This window comes from Streptomyces sp. AcH 505, from assembly GCF_000818175.1.
Lineage (GTDB): Bacteria > Actinomycetota > Actinomycetes > Streptomycetales > Streptomycetaceae > Streptomyces.
Window position 1 is genome coordinate 502722 of record NZ_JTIY01000001.1, and the last position, 15791, is coordinate 518512.

20 protein-coding genes and 2 pseudogenes are annotated in these 15791 nt (G+C 67.2%); 3 read left to right on the forward strand and 19 right to left on the reverse strand.

The genetic code is table 11. From position 1 onward, the window contains the following. Positions 1-278: pseudogene (locus tag HY68_RS44670) on the forward strand (M23 family peptidase); the annotation flags it as partial. A gap of 29 nt (positions 279-307) precedes the next feature. Here the strand turns inward: HY68_RS44670 and HY68_RS02245 are convergent. From HY68_RS02245 to HY68_RS02320, 18 genes and pseudogenes are all read right to left on the reverse strand, one after another. Beyond that, positions 308-868 (reverse strand): TetR/AcrR family transcriptional regulator, encoded by a 561-nt coding sequence (locus tag HY68_RS02245; protein ID WP_041983890.1) that lies wholly within the window; start codon positions 866-868, stop codon positions 308-310. 72 nt (positions 869-940) lie between these two features. Next, on the reverse strand, positions 941-1786 hold the full coding sequence (whiG, locus tag HY68_RS02250; RefSeq protein WP_041983893.1) for an RNA polymerase sigma factor WhiG: 846 nt from the start codon (positions 1784-1786) through the stop codon (positions 941-943). 213 nt (positions 1787-1999) lie between these two features. After that, positions 2000-3229, reverse strand: a complete 1230-nt coding sequence (locus HY68_RS46175) for a transposase (RefSeq protein ID WP_347560648.1) — start codon at positions 3227-3229, stop codon at positions 2000-2002. After that, positions 3215-4297: pseudogene (locus tag HY68_RS46000) on the reverse strand (recombinase family protein); the annotation flags it as partial. The gene HY68_RS46175 and the pseudogene HY68_RS46000, both read right to left, overlap by 15 nt. Before the next feature lie 65 nt (positions 4298-4362). Beyond that, complete coding sequence (locus HY68_RS02260; RefSeq protein WP_041983899.1) at positions 4363-4563, reverse strand: hypothetical protein; 201 nt, start codon at positions 4561-4563, stop codon at positions 4363-4365. Between the two features lie 59 nt (positions 4564-4622). Then, positions 4623-5165, reverse strand: coding sequence for a hypothetical protein (locus tag HY68_RS39465; protein ID WP_052456994.1), 543 nt, complete (start codon positions 5163-5165; stop codon positions 4623-4625). A 301-nt stretch (positions 5166-5466) separates the two neighbouring features. Beyond that, a complete protein-coding gene (locus HY68_RS02270; RefSeq protein ID WP_041983902.1) occupies positions 5467-5829 on the reverse strand; it encodes a hypothetical protein in 363 nt (120 codons plus the stop codon). A gap of 509 nt (positions 5830-6338) precedes the next feature. Then, on the reverse strand, positions 6339-6770 hold the full coding sequence (locus HY68_RS02275; RefSeq protein ID WP_041983904.1) for a hypothetical protein: 432 nt from the start codon (positions 6768-6770) through the stop codon (positions 6339-6341). Further along, complete coding sequence (locus HY68_RS39470) at positions 6757-7308, reverse strand: hypothetical protein (protein ID WP_052456995.1); 552 nt, start codon at positions 7306-7308, stop codon at positions 6757-6759. Before HY68_RS39470 ends, HY68_RS02275 begins: the two co-directional genes overlap by 14 nt. Then, a complete protein-coding gene (locus HY68_RS02285) occupies positions 7298-7621 on the reverse strand; it encodes a hypothetical protein (protein ID WP_041983906.1) in 324 nt (107 codons plus the stop codon). Before HY68_RS02285 ends, HY68_RS39470 begins: the two co-directional genes overlap by 11 nt. Next, on the reverse strand, positions 7618-7860 hold the full coding sequence (locus HY68_RS02290; protein WP_052456996.1) for an NUMOD4 domain-containing protein: 243 nt from the start codon (positions 7858-7860) through the stop codon (positions 7618-7620). The genes HY68_RS02285 and HY68_RS02290 overlap by 4 nt, the downstream gene beginning before the upstream one ends. Next, the gene (locus HY68_RS02295; RefSeq protein WP_041983907.1) at positions 7857-8105 is read right to left on the reverse strand and encodes a hypothetical protein; all 249 of its coding nucleotides are present in this window, start codon (positions 8103-8105) and stop codon (positions 7857-7859) included. The genes HY68_RS02290 and HY68_RS02295 overlap by 4 nt, the downstream gene beginning before the upstream one ends. After that, a complete protein-coding gene (locus HY68_RS40325) occupies positions 8102-8317 on the reverse strand; it encodes a helix-turn-helix transcriptional regulator (RefSeq protein ID WP_198533194.1) in 216 nt (71 codons plus the stop codon). The genes HY68_RS02295 and HY68_RS40325 overlap by 4 nt, the downstream gene beginning before the upstream one ends. 383 nt (positions 8318-8700) lie before the next feature. Continuing rightward, positions 8701-8934: a hypothetical protein gene (locus tag HY68_RS02300; RefSeq protein WP_157874277.1), complete on the reverse strand. Its 234-nt coding sequence runs from the start codon at positions 8932-8934 to the stop codon at positions 8701-8703. A 356-nt stretch (positions 8935-9290) separates the two neighbouring features. Next, the gene (locus tag HY68_RS02305) at positions 9291-12041 is read right to left on the reverse strand and encodes a bifunctional DNA primase/polymerase (RefSeq protein ID WP_041983913.1); all 2751 of its coding nucleotides are present in this window, start codon (positions 12039-12041) and stop codon (positions 9291-9293) included. Positions 12042-12205: 164 nt separating this feature from the next. After that, complete coding sequence (locus HY68_RS02310; RefSeq protein ID WP_041983916.1) at positions 12206-12421, reverse strand: helix-turn-helix transcriptional regulator; 216 nt, start codon at positions 12419-12421, stop codon at positions 12206-12208. A 413-nt stretch (positions 12422-12834) separates the two neighbouring features. Continuing rightward, positions 12835-13686: a helix-turn-helix transcriptional regulator gene (locus HY68_RS02315; RefSeq protein WP_041983918.1), complete on the reverse strand. Its 852-nt coding sequence runs from the start codon at positions 13684-13686 to the stop codon at positions 12835-12837. A 10-nt stretch (positions 13687-13696) separates the two neighbouring features. Continuing rightward, positions 13697-14431, reverse strand: a complete 735-nt coding sequence (locus HY68_RS02320; RefSeq protein WP_041983921.1) for a DUF6879 family protein — start codon at positions 14429-14431, stop codon at positions 13697-13699. 170 nt (positions 14432-14601) lie between these two features. Between HY68_RS02320 and HY68_RS02325 the strand changes: the two genes are divergently transcribed. Continuing rightward, positions 14602-14805, forward strand: a complete 204-nt coding sequence (locus HY68_RS02325; protein WP_041983923.1) for a hypothetical protein — start codon at positions 14602-14604, stop codon at positions 14803-14805. After that, the gene (locus tag HY68_RS02330; RefSeq protein ID WP_078863393.1) at positions 14802-15047 is read left to right on the forward strand and encodes a hypothetical protein; all 246 of its coding nucleotides are present in this window, start codon (positions 14802-14804) and stop codon (positions 15045-15047) included. Before HY68_RS02325 ends, HY68_RS02330 begins: the two co-directional genes overlap by 4 nt. Before the next feature lie 121 nt (positions 15048-15168). Here HY68_RS02330 and dprA read toward each other — a convergent pair. Next, on the reverse strand, positions 15169-15791 hold a 623-nt coding region (gene dprA, locus HY68_RS02335; protein WP_041983927.1), incomplete at its 5' end, for a DNA-processing protein DprA.

A 15791-nucleotide genomic window follows, 5' to 3' on the forward strand; every position in this document is an offset into this window, starting at 1 on the left:
GGCACGGGGTGCTCTCCGTCGCGCTGGCCGGTACGGGCGACCCACCGCTGCGCACCACGTACGAACCGGTGGAACCGCTCGTCGCCGAGGGCGCCGAGGTGACCGAGGGGCAGCTGGTCGCCACGCTGGCGGCGGGCCCCTCGCACTGCGCCGGGGGGTGTCTGCACTGGGGGCTGCTGCGCGGTGCGGTGTATCTGGACCCGCTGTCCCTGCTGCCGCCCGAGCTGCTGCGCCGGGGCCCGTCCCGGCTGCTGCCGGTCTTCGGGGTGGCGCAGCCGGTGAGCCGAACCGTTACCCCGCCGGTGCGTCAGTCCTTGCCGACGCCGCGCAGCGCCATCGAGACGGCGGCCTCGGCGATCTCGGCGGGTTCCTCGGCCGCGCCGAGCTCGATCCGGCGGACCGCGGCGTCGACGACTCCCTGGAGGAGCATCGCGGCGAGCCTCGGCTGCTCGTGGCCGAGCGCGGCCAGCGCCTCCACGATCATGGCGATCAGACCGCCGTGCGCCGCGCGGATCTTCTCCCGCGCTCCGTCGTCCAGTTCACCGGCCGAGATCGCGACGACGGCCCGGTGACTGCGGTCGCCGACCAGCGCCAACTGCCGGCGCACATAGGCCTCGACCTGGGCCTGCGGGGTGTCGGCGCAGGCCATCGCCGCCTCGACCTCCGCCGCCCAGCGGGGGAAGTCGACGGCGCACAGTTCCTCAACGACGGCGGCGCGGGAGCGGAAGTACTCGTACACCGAGGATCTGGCGAGGCCGGTGCGCTCGGCGAGGGCGGGGAAGGTCAGCGCTTCCGTACCGCCTTCGGACAGCAGGGAGCGCGCGGCGTCCAGCAGGGCGTCGCGCTGCATGTTCCGGTGCTCGGCCACCGAGGCCGCTCGAATCCTGGGCACGGCACCACTCTACGGACGCGGCAGGCACGATTCAGCGGCAGATCGGCGTCAACGTCCGACGTCGGCCAGTTTGGCCCGCAACTGCAGGACGGACTTGGTGTGGATCTGGCTGACCCTGCTCTCGGTCACCCCGAGGACGTTGCCGATCTCGGCGAGCGTGAGGCCTTCGTAGTAGTAGAGCGTGACCACGGTCTTCTCCCGGTCGGGGAGCGTGTTGATCGCGCGGGCGAGCAGCCGGCGCAGCTCGCGGCCCTCGGCGACCTCGACCGGGTTGTCGGCCGCCGTGTCCTCCAGGGTGTCCATCAGGCTGAGCCGATCGCCGCCCTCACCGCCGACATGCAGCAGTTCTTCCAGGGCGACCACGTTGGCGAGGGACAACTGGCTGAAAACGGCGTGCAGTTCCTCCAGCTGGATCCCCATCTCCGCGGCGACCTCGGCCTCGGAGGGGGTACGCCGCAGCTGCGCCTCCAGGGTGGCGTACGCCCGCTCGACGGCCCGCGCCTTCTGCCGCACGGAGCGTGGGATCCAGTCCAGCGCCCGGAGTTCGTCGATGATCGCGCCCCGGATCCGGGTGATCGCGTACGTCTCGAACTTGATCGACCGCTCGATGTCGAACTTCTCGATCGCGTCGATGAGCCCGAAGACCCCGGAGGAGACGAAGTCCGCCTGCTCGACGTTGGACGGCAGCCCCACGCTCACCCGGCCGGCGACGTACTTCACCAGCGGCGAGTAGTGCAGGATCAGCTGCTCGCGCAACCGCTTCTCACCCGTGGTCTTGTACGACCGCCACAGCGCGTCGAGAGCCGACGGTGCGGTCGGCCGCTCGGCGCTCCGGGCGGCTGGGGGCGCTGCCCGGGGCGCCGTGCGGTCGGACCCGGAGGTGTGCTGGGGCATGCGTTGCCTTGAGCCGTTCTGCTGTGAAGTGCGGGGGGAAAGCGTGGGGGCTGTCCGTCTGGGCCGGAATCCTGGTGAGCGTAGCGTGACTGAGGAGTCGCGGTGCGCGAGGAACGGGCGCCCGTTCCTCCCGGTGTCACTGCCGCCGGCAGGGTTATCCCCGATAGAAATACAAAGGTCATCGCTCTCACCATTTCACCCGAATGCCCCAGGTCAAGCACCGCCTCGCCGGGTCGCGACCGGCTCTGCCGCGAGGAAGGCGGGGCGCCAGGCGTCGCCGCGCCGTTCGACGAACCCCAACGAGTGGAGTTCGTAGAGCTTGCCGAGCGCCTCGTCCGGTGTCGTACCGGCCGCCGTCGCGAGCTGCCGGACGTCGGCCGTGCCACCGCCGGGCAGGGCCTCCAGCACCCGGGCGCCGACCGGGTCGAGCAGGTCCCTGGGCAGGACGGGACCGGTGCGGGGCGGGGCCAGATCGCCGATGTCCCCGACCAGCTCCGCCACTTCGGCCGCGTCCGTGACCAGCACACCTTCGCTTCGCAGCAGCTCGTGCACCCCCGCCGACAGACCGCTGGTCGCCGGGCCCGGGACGCCTGTTTCTGCGGGTGCCATCTCAGCTTCGGTCATCACCCGGGGGTCCACGCGTCCCTCAACCCGGAAGGGCGGCACGAGGTTGAGTTCAGGCACCAACGTCCCCTTATTAGGGAGCGCGCTGAGGATCTCGTCCCAGACACCGTTGTTCGACCATGTCTTGTACCGGGTGTGGATGCCGTTCCAGCGACCGAACCGTTCGGGCAGGTCGCACCACCTGCGGCCCGTCCTTGCCTTGTAGAACATCGCGTCAAGCATCTGCCGACCCGGAATGAGCTTGTGGTTCTTCGGCTCCCACGCCTTGACGATTGGTTCGACCAAAGCCCACATGTCGTCGGTCAGCTCGTCCGGGACGAGACGGTTGTTCTCCTTGAACCACTCTGTCATCGAGCAGGACAGCCCGAGCTTCGGCTTGGGCACCGGACCCGTGATCGTGACGCGCACGTCCAGGAGCGCCAGCACCTCGGTTTGTTCGGCCGGAGTCATGTCGTGCAGCCGGGTACGCGCCACGTCGGCCAGGGCTGCGAGGTCGTGCGCTCGCTGCTCGGCGGCCTCGGTTTCCTCAAGCCACGCGGTGGCCTCGGTTCGCATCGCCTGGAGTTGTTCAAGCTCCTCGGTCAGCGCACGGGTGGCTGCCTGCACGGCGACCACTGGAAGACCTGCCTTGGCGTAGTCCGTGACCGTGGTCGTGATGGCCTGCTCGCGCTCCTTGATCTGTCGGTCAAGGTCGGCGATGCGGTCGGCGTGGTTGGTCTGGTCACCCTCCGCCATTCCGACCCACTCAGCCGCCATCGCTTTGAGCCGGGCGGGGTCTCCGAGCAGGCCGACCACGTCGCCCCAGACAGCCCCCTCCATTGCTTCGGCGTCCACCATGTCGCACGTGCACTTCGGCGCTCCCGGGTAAGGCTCGGCCTTGCCGGAACAGCGGTACCAGCGACCTGGGCGGCTGGTCCGCTTCATGCCGACGTAGTGAGCACCACACGCGTTGAAGAGACGCTTCGACAGGGGGTAGCCGTGCGGCCTCGACTTGGGGGTGCCGATGGCCAGCCGCCCCATGGCGCGGTTGAGGTCGGCAGCCTCGGCAGGCGTGAAGATCGGGTCAAGCGGAATGGCAACCGTTGCCCCGTGCTTGGCCGTGCCGTCCTTCTTCATCTCGGCCCCGTGCCCGGCCTTGGACCGGTTGGGGTTCCGGAACGTCACGATGCCCTTGGTGGTCGAGTCGGACAGCAGCTTTGCCCGCAGGTTGGAATGCGACCAAGGCTTACCCGATCGTGTGTACATCGAGAGGGCGTTCAACCTTGACGCCATGCTCCTGGTGTTCAGCTTCTCCTCGACGGCCATCTTCCACATCGCCTTGAGTAGGGCGGCCTCGTGCTCGTCAATGACGAGGAACGACCCACGCTTGCCCATGCCCTCAATGCGGTAGCCGTAAGGAGGGGAGCCCCCGGGCCACCCGCCTGACTCCGCCTTCTTCTGCAACCCACCTTGGGTGCGCTCGCGGATGAGGTTGTACTCCATCTCCGCGATGGCGGCGTACTGCTGCAACATGAACTTGCCGTGCGTGGTCGTGGTGTCGATCTCCTGGGTGACCGACACGATCGCGATTTCGAGGTCTTCGAGCTGCCAGATCCAGCGCCAGAAGGCGCGTCCGGTGCGACCCACGCGGTCGAATTTGTGGACCACGACCACATCAATCCGCCCGGCCTTCACGTCCTCCATCAAGCGGTTGAACTGGGGACGGGAGGTCAGCGACCCGGACACCCCGCCGTCGGCGTAGACGTCTACCAACGCCCATGCCTTGCGGTCGACGTACTCCCGGCAGGCGTCGTCTTGAACGTCGAGGCCGTAGCCGCGCGTCTGCTCCTCGGTACTGACCCGCTCCAGGATGGCGGCCCTCATGACCGTCGTGTTTTGCTTGTTCATGCTGGCGATTCCTTGTCTCAGCACTCAGGCCCGGCCGGGGGTGCCACCTCGGCCGGGCTGGTTCGTCAGCGGGTGAATTCGGCCGTGCAGTCGGCCCAGATGAAATCGCCGGACGCCTCGTCCACGGCGGTCTCGCGCACCCGGAGTTCGTGGGTCTCGGGCATCTCGCGCTGTGCCTTGTTGGCGAGCTTCCGGATCTCGTCCGAGCTGGCGAGCTGGGCGGTGACCATGCGGCCCTGCGGGTTGCGGAACTGGATCTTGTACATCAAGGGCTCCTCAGGGGAGCCGGGCGGCCTGTGCCGACCGCCCGGCGGGGGCGGGTCGGTCAGACGAGCTGGAACTTGGTGGTGGTCTTGGTCTCGCCCTTGGCGTCGGCGTAGGTGAAGGTGTCGCCCTCGACGGTCCCGGTGCGCTCCCAGCGGCCGACCTTGGCCGTGACGACCTGGGGCTTCTTCACCTTGGGGGCGGCCTTCTTGGCGGCGCGGGCTGCGGCGCGCTCGGCCTTCGCGGCGGCCTTGGCCTCGGCGCGGCTGATCCCGGCGGCGACCATGTGGCCGAACGGGAACTTGGCGGCCAGGGTGGCGGCGTCGGCCACCGTGTTCACGCCGTCGTCGTCACGGGTGACGTCGTGGCCCTCGGCACCCCACTTGATGAGCGCGCTCTTGAGCTTCGCGTCGTGTCCAGGGGCGAACGTCCGCTTGGTGGTGGCCTGGCACTTGGTGGTCAGCTCCTCGTCCCACGTCAGGTCGCCATCCGTGCCGTTCTCCCGGACGTTGACCAGGACGCTGTACCGGCTGCATTCGCAGCGGGTGGGCTCGGCGGCCTCGGCCTGGTCGGCGGTCTTCTTGGCGGTGGTGTTGGCGGCCATTTCGTGCTCCCTGAATTCCCCGGAATTCCGGCCTGTCCGGAATTCTGAGAAAATCAAAACACGCGATTTGCGCCGAAAACAAGTATCTAAATTTTACGAAAGCTAAAGCGGTGCACGGAATAGGAATGACCACGCCCATTCGCGCACCTGAATTCACGACCGGTAATCGTCACGGCTCGTTATCGGCGGAATTGGAACAGTGGAACTGGAACCGGGGTGGAGACCCCCCTCCATCCCCTCCCGTGGCCGGTGAGAGGGGGTGCCTGGGGGCTGAGTTCCGGTTCCAGTTCCACTGTTCCACTCACGCCGAGTAGTCCCGGTTCGCGCCGTAGTCCCACATCTGCTCGTTGCGGCGCGGCTGCTCGATGCGCTTGATGTCGTCCGCGTGGAACTGCCGGAACATCGGGCCGATGTCCTTGGCCATCTCGGACGCGGCCACGATCTGTTGATGCAGCGCGCGGACCATACCGACGATGGCCGGGTCCATGGGGGTGTCCCCCTCCTGAACCTGACGCGTCATCGCCTGAATGGACTTGGCGACGTTCGCCAGCGCTTCGGGAAACGACGCCAGGTCGCTGCCGATCTGCATCATTCCCTCAGGGCTGTACGCCATGGCCGAACCCACCATCTCGCGGGACGCCTCAATGATTCGGGCCTGCTGCATCGAACTTCCTCCTAGTAACTTCTCGTATTGAGATCTGTAACCGGTCGTGACGCCGGCGAAGGGTTGACTTATTGGCGCGGTGGGGGGCTCCTGCGGGGTCCGACCTCCGGACCTCGTGCCGGGTCTGTGCCGGGTCCGCAAGTCGGCCCGGATCTTGACTTGCCTGGTCCGCATGGTCTGGGCTCGGGTCCGGACTCGGTCCGGATCTGGCCTGCCAGGTCGTCAAGATCGGGCCGGATCTCAACGCCGGGTCTGGATCTGGAACTTGCGCGGTCGGCAGGTCGGCCCGGACCCGCTGCGGACCTGATTTGCCTGGTCCGCAAGATCGGCCGGACCCCCGCCGGATCTCTCCCGGGCGGTGCGCGGAATGGGCGGGCTGACGCCCGTTTCGGGTGTCGTTCTGGCTGCGGCTCTCCGTGGCTCTCCCCCGGCCTCCGGGCGGCTGGCCGGGCTGGGAGACCCCGGCGGGACGGGAGCGATCGGGCGGCCCCCGTCCTGCCCGGGACGACCTATGCGGCCGGGTCGTCCTGGCCCGTCCCGTACCAGACCTTGGGGGTCTGGACGATCTGGCGTCGGCGCGGCTTGGCCTCGTCGGCGTCCATGTCCTCGGTCCGGCCGTCGTCGTACACCCGGATCGCGTGGCCCGTCAGCGGGTCGCGCCGCTCGCTGTACGACTTGGCCACGTCCGCCGCGTGGCGGTTGTCGTGGCCGATCCCTGCCGACCGGCGGATCTGGGCCGCGTCGGCGTCGGTCATCGTGCCGTCGCCCTGGCGGACCTCCTCGCCCTGGGTGACGCTGGCCACCTGCACGCCCTGCGGCTCCCGGTAGGCGTACGACCCGGCCACCTGCCCGCCGTGCATCTGCGCCCGGAGTTCGTCCACGCTCGGGCCGTCCGAGGTCATCGGCCCCTGCACGATCTGGCCGTATTCACGATTCGTCATCTTGCGTTTCCTCCTGCTTGATGATCTGGGCTGCTTCGTCGCTCTCGAATGGAACGCCGTACTGGTTCTCGAATCCGTCGCGCACCTTGACGAGCTGAACTCGGAGGTCAACCAAGAAGTCCTTGGTCTCTTCAAGCTCGTTGGCCGACGTGCCGTTCAAGAGCTGATGTGAACTCACCAGATCGGAAACGGCACGGGCCAGGGCTTGGCCGTCCTTGGGGGAATTCGCTTCGGCCAGCCGGTCGGCGTAAAGCTCGGCTGTGTCGAGGAGCTGCATGGCCAGTCGGTGTTGACGCTCTCGGATCTGCGCCACCCTGGCCGCCGACGCTGCCGCGATCTGAGCACTTCGGCCGAAGTAGTGGCCGTGTTCCGATGCGATTTTGCTGACGGTCCAGGTTGAAACACCGGTCAACGTTGAGATCTCGTTCCGGGATTTGCCTTCGCGGCAAAATTCCAAAACGATCTGCTCCTCGTACGTGAGGTCTACCGGTAGCGCGGGGCTGCCTTCCGGCTGGAACGGCAACAGGTCACCGGTCACTTGCGCTCCACGCCATCACGAACTTGGACGCCTCGCTGATCGAGTCCATCTGCTGCTGTGTGGTCGCCCGGTCGGCCATCGCCTTGAGCTTGTACATGGCCGCGATCTTGGCCGCTTCGAGCGGCGTCGCCCTGATCACGTCCACCAGGTTCGGCGTGCTCTCGACCATCGCCCCGTCCGCGTTCTTCACCAGCGGCGTGATGCCCTCTTCGTTCATCTCGAAGTGCCACACCTTTTCGACGCTGGTCTTTCCCGTATTCGGGTTGACCTCGATCGTGAGCCACCCCGGCTCGGCTCCCTCGTACCAGCTCATTTTGACTCCTCCTCCGGAAATGCCGCTGCCACTAGTTTGTAAACCGCGAACCACAAGACCTTGCCTGCCCTGCTCGGCAGCCTGACCATCGGGTATCCGTCCCGGTTGTTCTTCTGCCGGAGCGTTCCCCCGCGCTTCATTGGCGACCAGGACCGAACTTCCCCGAAATTCGACACCTCGTAGACTTGCGGGAATCCCTCGATCTTGCGCCATTCCTCGGTGATCTGCTGGGCCGTCATTTCGCGGCCTCCCGCACCTTGCTCCACGCGGCCACCTGGCCCCATGCCTCCATGCGGTCCATTCGCGTCACGCTCTCGATTTCGCCGCCTTCGGTTCCGGCCAGAGGTGACAGGTTCGGCGTGACTCCGTCGGCGGTGATGCACCACGACGCCACTCGCACCGGCACCGTTCCGAATTCGGTCTTGACCATCGCCCACGCGGGCAGGCCATCGCCGCCGTCTACGTACTCGAATGCGTCGCTCATTCCGTCACCTCCTCCAATTCGCAACCGAGTGCCCGCAGCAGAAGAACCATGTTGATGCCGTTCGGCGCGTATCTGCCGTTCTCCCAATGACTCAATGAGATGTGTCCGATGCCCATCTTTTCGGCCACCTGCATTTGAGAAAGCCCCCGCACGTGGCGGGCTTCTCGTAGCTTCTGACCCGAGAACACCGGGCTCTTTCGCGCCCTGTCCATCCCCCAATTAAAGCCCCCACATGTGGCGCTCTGTAATACCATTTCGAGGTTGCGTTTCCCGCAAATAGACGGCCACCCGCGCGCCTGCTTTCCTGGGAAAGGTCCGCACCAGGAGCGGGGACCTCAGCCCCGGTCGCTTCTCGATGACAGAGCGACCGGGGCTGCTGCATGTTGAGGGGCAACCCCGAGGCCGGCGTAACTTCCCGTGATCGCCTGAAACTCGTCGTGATCGCACCCCCACCTGGGCTTTCTCCGGGGCCACCTGCTGCCCGGCGGCGTGCCCGTCCCGGGCTCCCGTGGGGTCTTCCCGGGCACAGGACGGCCGCCCCGGCGCTCGGTACCGGGGCGGCCTCTCTGGTGTCTCCCGTGGGCCTTCTCTGGCCTCAGCCTCCGGCGACACGCTCCCTGTCGGCAACGGCCATTTCGCGGTTGTCGAATTCCGCCACCACCTGCGCGCCATCCCAGATTGGGCCGGGCTGTGTAATCAAGATGCTTTCGCCGTAGTCGTCGTGCAGGTACCGAAATTTGGCGTGCACGTACATACCGCTTGCCCGGCTGCCCAGGTGCATGGTCGGGCTGTGCTCCGACCGGTAGACCGCGCCCCCCGCGTCGTCCACCTGGATTTTGAACCATCTCGCACTCACGATTTTGCCTCGCTTCTGCTGAATTGACGCGGGATGGAAACCAGGAAACCACCTGGGAGAAGACGCGCACCCCGCTCTGTCGGTAGGGGTTTTCGGTACGGTCCGCTCTTTTTGTAGTTCTGGTTTCTAGATGGTTTCCTGGTTTCCTCTGGGTGCTGCATATGCTCTGACCGGCCACGGAGCATGGAAACCAGGGTGGTTTCCTCTGGGGTCTCTAGTGGTTTCCTGCCGGGTCGGGGTGGTTTCCTCCGGCCTGGACACCAGGGGGAAACCACCCAGGGAAACCACCTCCAACCCGCACGGAAACCACCCCCGGTTTCCGCTGGCGGTCAGGCCCGGTCGATTGCCGCAACCTGCGCGGGGTTCAGCTTCCGGGGGTTGGACTCCTCGTCCGCGCCGATCTCGATGCCGAGGGATTCGAGGACCCGAGCCGCGTTCTCATCCGGCACCCGCTGGTACAGCACCTTCTTGACCGTGCCGTCAGGCGTCGCCTTGCTGACGTTGAACTGCGCCCAGTCCACGTTTCGCTCACCCGCTCGGCGACCCTTCATCCCGAGCTGGTTCGCCTGCCCGGCCATGGCCTCGCCTGTCTCGGTGCGCTCGGCGACCTTGCCGTTGTTGTATTTCTTCCACCACTCGGCGAGGTTCGTGATGTTGACCCACATCGCGCGGTCGGCCTGGCCCGGTGCCTCTCGGAAGACGATCGGCGAGGCAATCCCGAAGTGCGGCGCGTGGTCGATCTCGACCGGCTTCGACGGGACGCCCAGCACCTTGACCACAGTCGGAATGACCTTGAGCGTCATAGCGTTCTCAGCGCCCGTGTCCACCTGGTCAGTGACCCACTCGTCAACGCGCTTGGCGTGGGTCTCGTCCTGCGTCACGTCGGCAAGGACGCGGGCACCCACCCGCAGGATGGCCATCTTGTCGGCGTGACGGCCGGACGCGCCTCGCAGCGCCTTGAACTCGTCCACCCGGGCCGCGTGGCGCAGCACCATTTGAACCAGCGTCCCGGCCATCACCGACAGGCCGTCCGGGTACCTCGCCATGAGGTCCTGGATGTCGTCCCACTGCGGCCGGTTGGGGTCCTTGAGCGAGACGCGGCCCTTGGGGTTCGGCATCCGCAGCAGGACCGATCGGTCCTTGATGGCCTTCTCTTCGTGAACGGCCGTGACACCCTCGCCGGACAGCCAGACCGGAGCGACGAGCTTGTTTCGAACCGTGCTTCGGCGGTCCTCGCCCATCTTGTCGCTGTAGCCCTCGACGGTGACCTGTCGCAGGTTCGCCAGCAGCGGCGCGATGCTGTCCATGTCGTCAATGCGGACCGGTGCGCCCCGGTGGGCGGTCATCGAGTCACGCAGGACGGCCGGGGTCGAGTCACCAGCTTCGGCCAGCTTGGAGCCGAGGAGCTGATAGGCCATCGAAGAGAAGCCCGTGGACTTGCCCGACTCGGACGGAGCCTCAACCACGAGGATCGGGAACTGTGACGACTGCCGCTTGAGGTGGCCCTTCAAGACGGCTGCGCAGAGCCACGAGAAGACGACCGACGTAACGGTCTCGTCGTGGAAGGTCAGCACCTCCCGGAGGACGTCCCGCGTCTCCTCCTCGGGCCGGAATCCGTAGACGTGGCTGATCAACCCTCGGGCGATCAGGTCGCGGCTCGGCCGGACGTTGGCTCGGGTGTCGATACCGTCCGCCGTGATTGCGCCCTCGAAGGTCACGAAGACGCCTGCCTTGTCGTCCCACCCGAGGTAGTTCACGACACGGCAGTCAACCGGGTTCTGTGACTCCAACAGGGCCTGGAGCCGAGTTCCGGCCGTGCCCCGCTGGTCGCGGTCGTTGGCGAAGAACAGCGAGCATCGGTAGCCCTGGAGCCACCGCCGGAGCGCCTGCGTCGAGGACAGCACCTCATGTGTCATCTCGACGTCTTCGAAGACCTTCCCGGACTTGTGCGTCAGGTCCAGGGTCCACACGGTCCGGCCGTCCTGCGTGTGCACGCTGGTCGCCAAGACCTTGAAGTCACCGAACGGCACCTCTTCCGCCTTGCCGAACCTGTTGTCGGACAGGGTCACGTAACCGATGCCCTCCTCTCGGGGCTCAAGGAATCCGCTCGCCTCGGCGAACTTCTCCGTCAGGTCGTCGCGCTTCTTGGCGACCTCGTCGGCCCACATCCGGGCGGCCTGGTCGTAGATGACCGCTCGGGCCTGCGGGTCGTCCGATGCGCCCTCGTAGTTCAGGGCGATGGCAAGGGCGAGCTTGAACGGAAGGCCGTTTCGGACGCAGGACTGCACCGCTCCGCCAACGACCGACAGCGAGTTCTGATTGCCTCGGCCGGGGTTGCTCCGGTCGAGAAGCATGTGGTCGAACCAGTCCTTGCAGTCCTCGGCGCTGGCCGGGAACTTGACCTTGGCGGGGAAGTCAGCCGGGTTCGGCGTGGACTTGCTGCCGCCTCGCGTCAGCGTGAGGAGTCCGGTAACCCACGAAGCGGGAAGCTTGGGCAGCTCGTCCACGGTCGGCACGCGGTCCGAGATCCGACCCTCCGGGGTGTACCAACGCTCCAAGCGGCTTTGCGTCGGGTCGTGCTTGTCGGCAACGACGGAAGGCCAGACGGCCGCGTACCGGTGCCGGTACTGCAAGCACTCGATGTCGTCGGCAATCTGCGTCGGCCACTGCTGGCCATCCGGCACCCGATACATCCGCTTACCGCTCGGGCCGAACCCTCGCCCGGTGGTCATCCACGTGGGGGGCAGCTCGCCCCACTTGGCCTCAAGCTCCACGAGCTGGGCGGCACCGTGCTTGTTGTCGTACTCGTCAACGTCGATCCCGATGACATTGCCCGGCATCCGGAGCCCGATGTTGGCGTTGGAGGTCAGCGCCCACAGCTCGCACCGGTCGTCGGTGGGGAACTCGCCCTGGTCGCCCGTGAATCCAACGACCTTGATGCGCTTGGACAGCTTCGGGAGCTGGATGGTGCCCATCCAACCGGCCTCGCGGTACTGCTGCCAGGACTCCGCGAACGGCCCCTTGGCGGGCTCCATCGGGACGGCTTGCGCCTGGGGGAAATCGCGTGTTTCGATACTCATGGAGACAGTTCCTTTCGTGGCCCCGCCGGTTGGCAGACCGGGCGGGGTCGAACTGTGTTTGGGGTGGGGTTACTTCTGCGGCTCGGTCGGCCGGGGGCCGAACAGGAGCCGGATGAGCCGACGACGCTCGGCGTCCGTCATGGGGCGCGCGGCCTTGAGGTCCATCACGCGGCACCGGCCTTGACGAAGTCGTCCATGCGGACGCCGAGGGCGTCGGCGATGGTGGCCAGGGTGTTGACGTCCGGACGGCGACGGCCGTTCTCGTACGCCGAGATGGCGGTGTTGTGGACGCCGAGGCAGGTGGCCAATCGCCTCTGGCTCACCCCGCGCTCACGCCGGATCTGGCGCAGAGCGTCAGGGCTGAATGTGCGTGCAGGCATGGCGGTTCCCGTCAGAGAAATGAGTGGGGTTCGCCGCCATGCGGAAACTTGGGCCTCGCCCTGCCGAAGCAGGGGACCTGACCGGGGGCTGAGCCGCCCGGCTGATCCCAGAAAAACACGGGGGTTCGCGCTGTGTCTATTTGCCCATCGCGCAAGTAGGAGGGGTTTCCCGACCCTCCCGGAGCACTCACGGGAGGTGACGATTTTCAATACGGGAAGTGACGCCGGCCGCCGGACCCAGTCCTCAACATGACGCCCGGCCGTCCGGGGCTCCGGGCAGCGGGCACGGCATACCCAGCGGCGGCCTCTCGTGGTATCTCCGGCGGCCTGGAGCCCCCGCCCGGGGCGTCCGGCCGTACCCGCCAGCACGAGGCCCGGGGATGGCTACGGAGAACCTCGCCCCTGGCGACCCGTCAACGCGGGTTCAGCGCGCGCCTGGCTGCGTTGATGACGTTGTGGGCGTCGGCCCCGTACACGGCCGACTCGCGGAGGGTGCGCCAGACCTTCGAGTACAAGGCGACGTTGTCGGCGTCGTCCAACCACATCTCGGCGTGCCAGTCCTCCGCGACCACCAGGCGATCATCAAGGACCCAGAACCCGTTGGCGGGCACGATCTTCACGGACGCCGTGAACGGGATGACGCCCAGCTCCACCGTGTCCATCCCGATCATTCCGGTGAGGCGGTCAAGCTGGGCCACCAGCACCGAGGGCGGGCAGATCAGCGACCGCAACGCGGCCTCCCACATCAACACGTGCAGCTTGCGGCGAGGCCGGTACAGCCACTCTTGCCGCTGCGCCCGGGAGCGCACGGCGGCCTCAATGTCGCTGGCTCCGCCCAGCAGCTCCGAATAGCGCTGGATGACGTGGCGGGCGTATTCGGGGGTCTGCAACAGACCAGGAATCACGGACTCTTCCCAGATCCACATCTGTGAGGTGCGGTCGATCTCCGCACTCAAGCCCTCGTGCAGCGGCTTGAAGCCGTTCGCCAGCGCCCGACGCCATGACCTGATCTGGGACTCGAACCCAGCCAGCCGGGCGGCAAGCTCGGCGTACGTGCCCGGCTGCTCGGTGGCGTCGGCCCATGCCTTCAAGTCCTCGGGGGTGGCTGTCTGCTTGCCGTTCTCCAGCTTGCTGACCTTGGAGCCCTGCCAGCCGAGCCGCTGGGCGAGCTGCTGTCCGGTGAGCCGACCGCCAGGGCACGAGAAACGCAGTTCGCGCAGCCGCGCCCCCAACGCCGCTCGTGCCTGCTGGTAGTCAGTGCTCACCGGTCACGCGTCATTCAGTCGCGGCGAACTGGTCGAACGGCGCAGCGTGGTGCATCGCCGCGTCACGGACGATGGCGTACCGCACGACCTCAGCCGGTTCGGTGATCAGCTCGATGTCCGTGATGTTGTCGGCGTCATCGAAGTGCAGAACTGCGACGATCCGAGAGTCGAAGATCCAGAAGTCTTCGGCGGGCAGGTCGGCCGCGTCCTCGCGCCAGAGGTAACGCATGTCCTCGCCGACCGCCGCGTTGTGCCGGGCGTAGTCGAGTAGGAACCGCTGCTCGGTGGTCATCGGGCGGTCGGCGATGCGGACGCGGCCGACGCGCTTGCCTGCCTCGGTCTGCGCCTTGATGTTGACGAACCAGGGCTCGTTGGGATCGCAGGGCGAGGAGCCGGTGGCCAGGAACTCTTGAAAGTCGGGGTCGTCTCGGTCCGACGCGTAACCGCGTCGGGTCTCCAGCCGCCAAGCGGTGTGCTTGAAGGTCTCGAACAGTCGGCGGAAGGTGGCCCGGTCGACGAGTTCGGGCACCCGCTCCATCTCCTTCGGTCCCCAGTTCACGAGCAGTTCGTGCGGCACGACCACCGCCGCATCGTCCGGCCCGAAGTGCTGGAGCTGCGCGAGGTCTCCGGGGTCGGTCACGGGCGTGCCTTGAACGATGATCTCGCCCGTGCCCTCGTCCGTGTGCAGGGCGGGGCAACCGTCGACCTTGCTGTCTGTGCCGGTGAAGCGCAACTGACGAGCCATGACGCTCTCCCTTCCAGGGGTGTTGATCAACAGCATGGCCGGGGCCTCAGCCCGACACCATGAGGTCAGGCAGGGTCTAGGAGAAAACAGCAGCAATCTTCGTGGTCAGTCGAGCAAATTCGAGAAAACAGCATACCGCCGGACAACTACCCACTTCTAGCGTCCTGTTCATGGCAACCAAGGAACAGCAGGGCATCGACCCATTCACGGCGATGGAGTCCCTGCGGGCAGCGCTGGCCGAAGTCGGGATCGTCCTCCCCTCCCTGAGCGTCGACACTGCGTCACCCGCACTGCGGCTCGTTGAACTGGGGCGCGTGCGTGCCGACGTGGCTGCCCGCCTGGCCGAAGCACTTCAGCGAGGGGGCTGCCAGTGACCGGGTTCGAGAAGCCACCGACGACCCTCAGCCACGGGGCGCTGCCCTACCCGCGCGGAACCCTCGTGATGGACACGATCTCGGAACGGACGGGCCTGCTGATGGGCGTCCTTGAGGAGCGTCTCAAGCAGTCGGGCAAGCTGGTCAGCCAGCAGGCGTTCTTGGTGCCCGAGGGTGGCGGCCTTGAGTGGGATGTGCCGCTGGAGCGCGTGCGGCCCATAGAGCCCGGAGCCGCCACATAGATCGTCCCGGCCTCCGGCGGTACTACGGAGCGCACGAGACCCCGCCCCGGCCTCCCAGGCCCGGCGGGCACACGAGAGGCCCGGGAGAATGCCCTCCCGGGCCTCGTGCCGTGTGGGGGCGTCAGGCGGCCACCCTGTCCATGCGGAAGCGGATCGGAGCCAGAGCGGTGCGCCCGGAAAGAGGTGTGGGGACCCCTATCGTGTGCCGCCCGAGCCGCTGCGCGCTGCGGGCCGTGACCAGCGAGCCGCTGCGGTACTGCGCCTCCACCACCACCGTGCCCCGGGTGAGCGCGGCGATCACGCGGTTACGCAGGATGAACCTGCTGCGGGTCGGGTGGTCGCCGGGCGGCAATTCCCCGATGACCAGACCTTGTTCGGCGATGCGTGCGATCAACTCGGCATGACCGCGCGGATAGACGACATCGACCCCGCAGGCCAGTACGGCGACGGTCGCGCCGCCCGCCGCGAGGGCGCCGCGGTGCGCCGCGGCGTCCACCCCGAACGCGCCGCCGGAGACGACGACCCAGCCGCGCTCGGCGAGTCCCGCGCCGAGTCCGGCCGCCATGTGTGCCCCGTACGGAGTACACGCCCTGGCCCCCACCACGGCGACGGAGCGCAGCGCCCACAGCCGCAGATCGGGTCCGCCGCGCACCCAGAGCCCGATGGGGGCCGCCGCGCCGAGGTCGTCGAGCTGGCTGGGCCACTCCTGGTCGCCCGGGCAGACGAACCGGCCGCCGAGCGCGG

What these genes read in the sequence shown, in the direction of transcription:
- whiG (WP_041983893.1), bottom strand. Translation starts at nt 1,786, where the DNA reads ATGCCCCAGCACACCTCCGGGTCCGACCGCACGGCGCCCCGGGCAGCG.
- HY68_RS46175 (WP_347560648.1), bottom strand. Translation starts at nt 3,229, where the DNA reads ATGGAGGGGGCTGTCTGGGGCGACGTGGTCGGCCTGCTCGGAGACCCC.
- HY68_RS02260 (WP_041983899.1), bottom strand. Translation starts at nt 4,563, where the DNA reads ATGTACAAGATCCAGTTCCGCAACCCGCAGGGCCGCATGGTCACCGCC.
- HY68_RS39465 (WP_052456994.1), bottom strand. Translation starts at nt 5,165, where the DNA reads ATGGCCGCCAACACCACCGCCAAGAAGACCGCCGACCAGGCCGAGGCC.
- HY68_RS02270 (WP_041983902.1), bottom strand. Translation starts at nt 5,829, where the DNA reads ATGCAGCAGGCCCGAATCATTGAGGCGTCCCGCGAGATGGTGGGTTCG.
- HY68_RS02275 (WP_041983904.1), bottom strand. Translation starts at nt 6,770, where the DNA reads ATGACGAATCGTGAATACGGCCAGATCGTGCAGGGGCCGATGACCTCG.
- HY68_RS02285 (WP_041983906.1), bottom strand. Translation starts at nt 7,621, where the DNA reads ATGAGCTGGTACGAGGGAGCCGAGCCGGGGTGGCTCACGATCGAGGTC.
- HY68_RS02290 (WP_052456996.1), bottom strand. Translation starts at nt 7,860, where the DNA reads ATGACGGCCCAGCAGATCACCGAGGAATGGCGCAAGATCGAGGGATTC.
- HY68_RS02295 (WP_041983907.1), bottom strand. Translation starts at nt 8,105, where the DNA reads ATGAGCGACGCATTCGAGTACGTAGACGGCGGCGATGGCCTGCCCGCG.
- HY68_RS40325 (WP_198533194.1), bottom strand. Translation starts at nt 8,317, where the DNA reads ATGGACAGGGCGCGAAAGAGCCCGGTGTTCTCGGGTCAGAAGCTACGA.
- HY68_RS02305 (WP_041983913.1), bottom strand. Translation starts at nt 12,041, where the DNA reads ATGAGTATCGAAACACGCGATTTCCCCCAGGCGCAAGCCGTCCCGATG.
- HY68_RS02310 (WP_041983916.1), bottom strand. Translation starts at nt 12,421, where the DNA reads ATGCCTGCACGCACATTCAGCCCTGACGCTCTGCGCCAGATCCGGCGT.
- HY68_RS02320 (WP_041983921.1), bottom strand. Translation starts at nt 14,431, where the DNA reads ATGGCTCGTCAGTTGCGCTTCACCGGCACAGACAGCAAGGTCGACGGT.
- HY68_RS02325 (WP_041983923.1), top strand. Translation starts at nt 14,602, where the DNA reads ATGGCAACCAAGGAACAGCAGGGCATCGACCCATTCACGGCGATGGAG.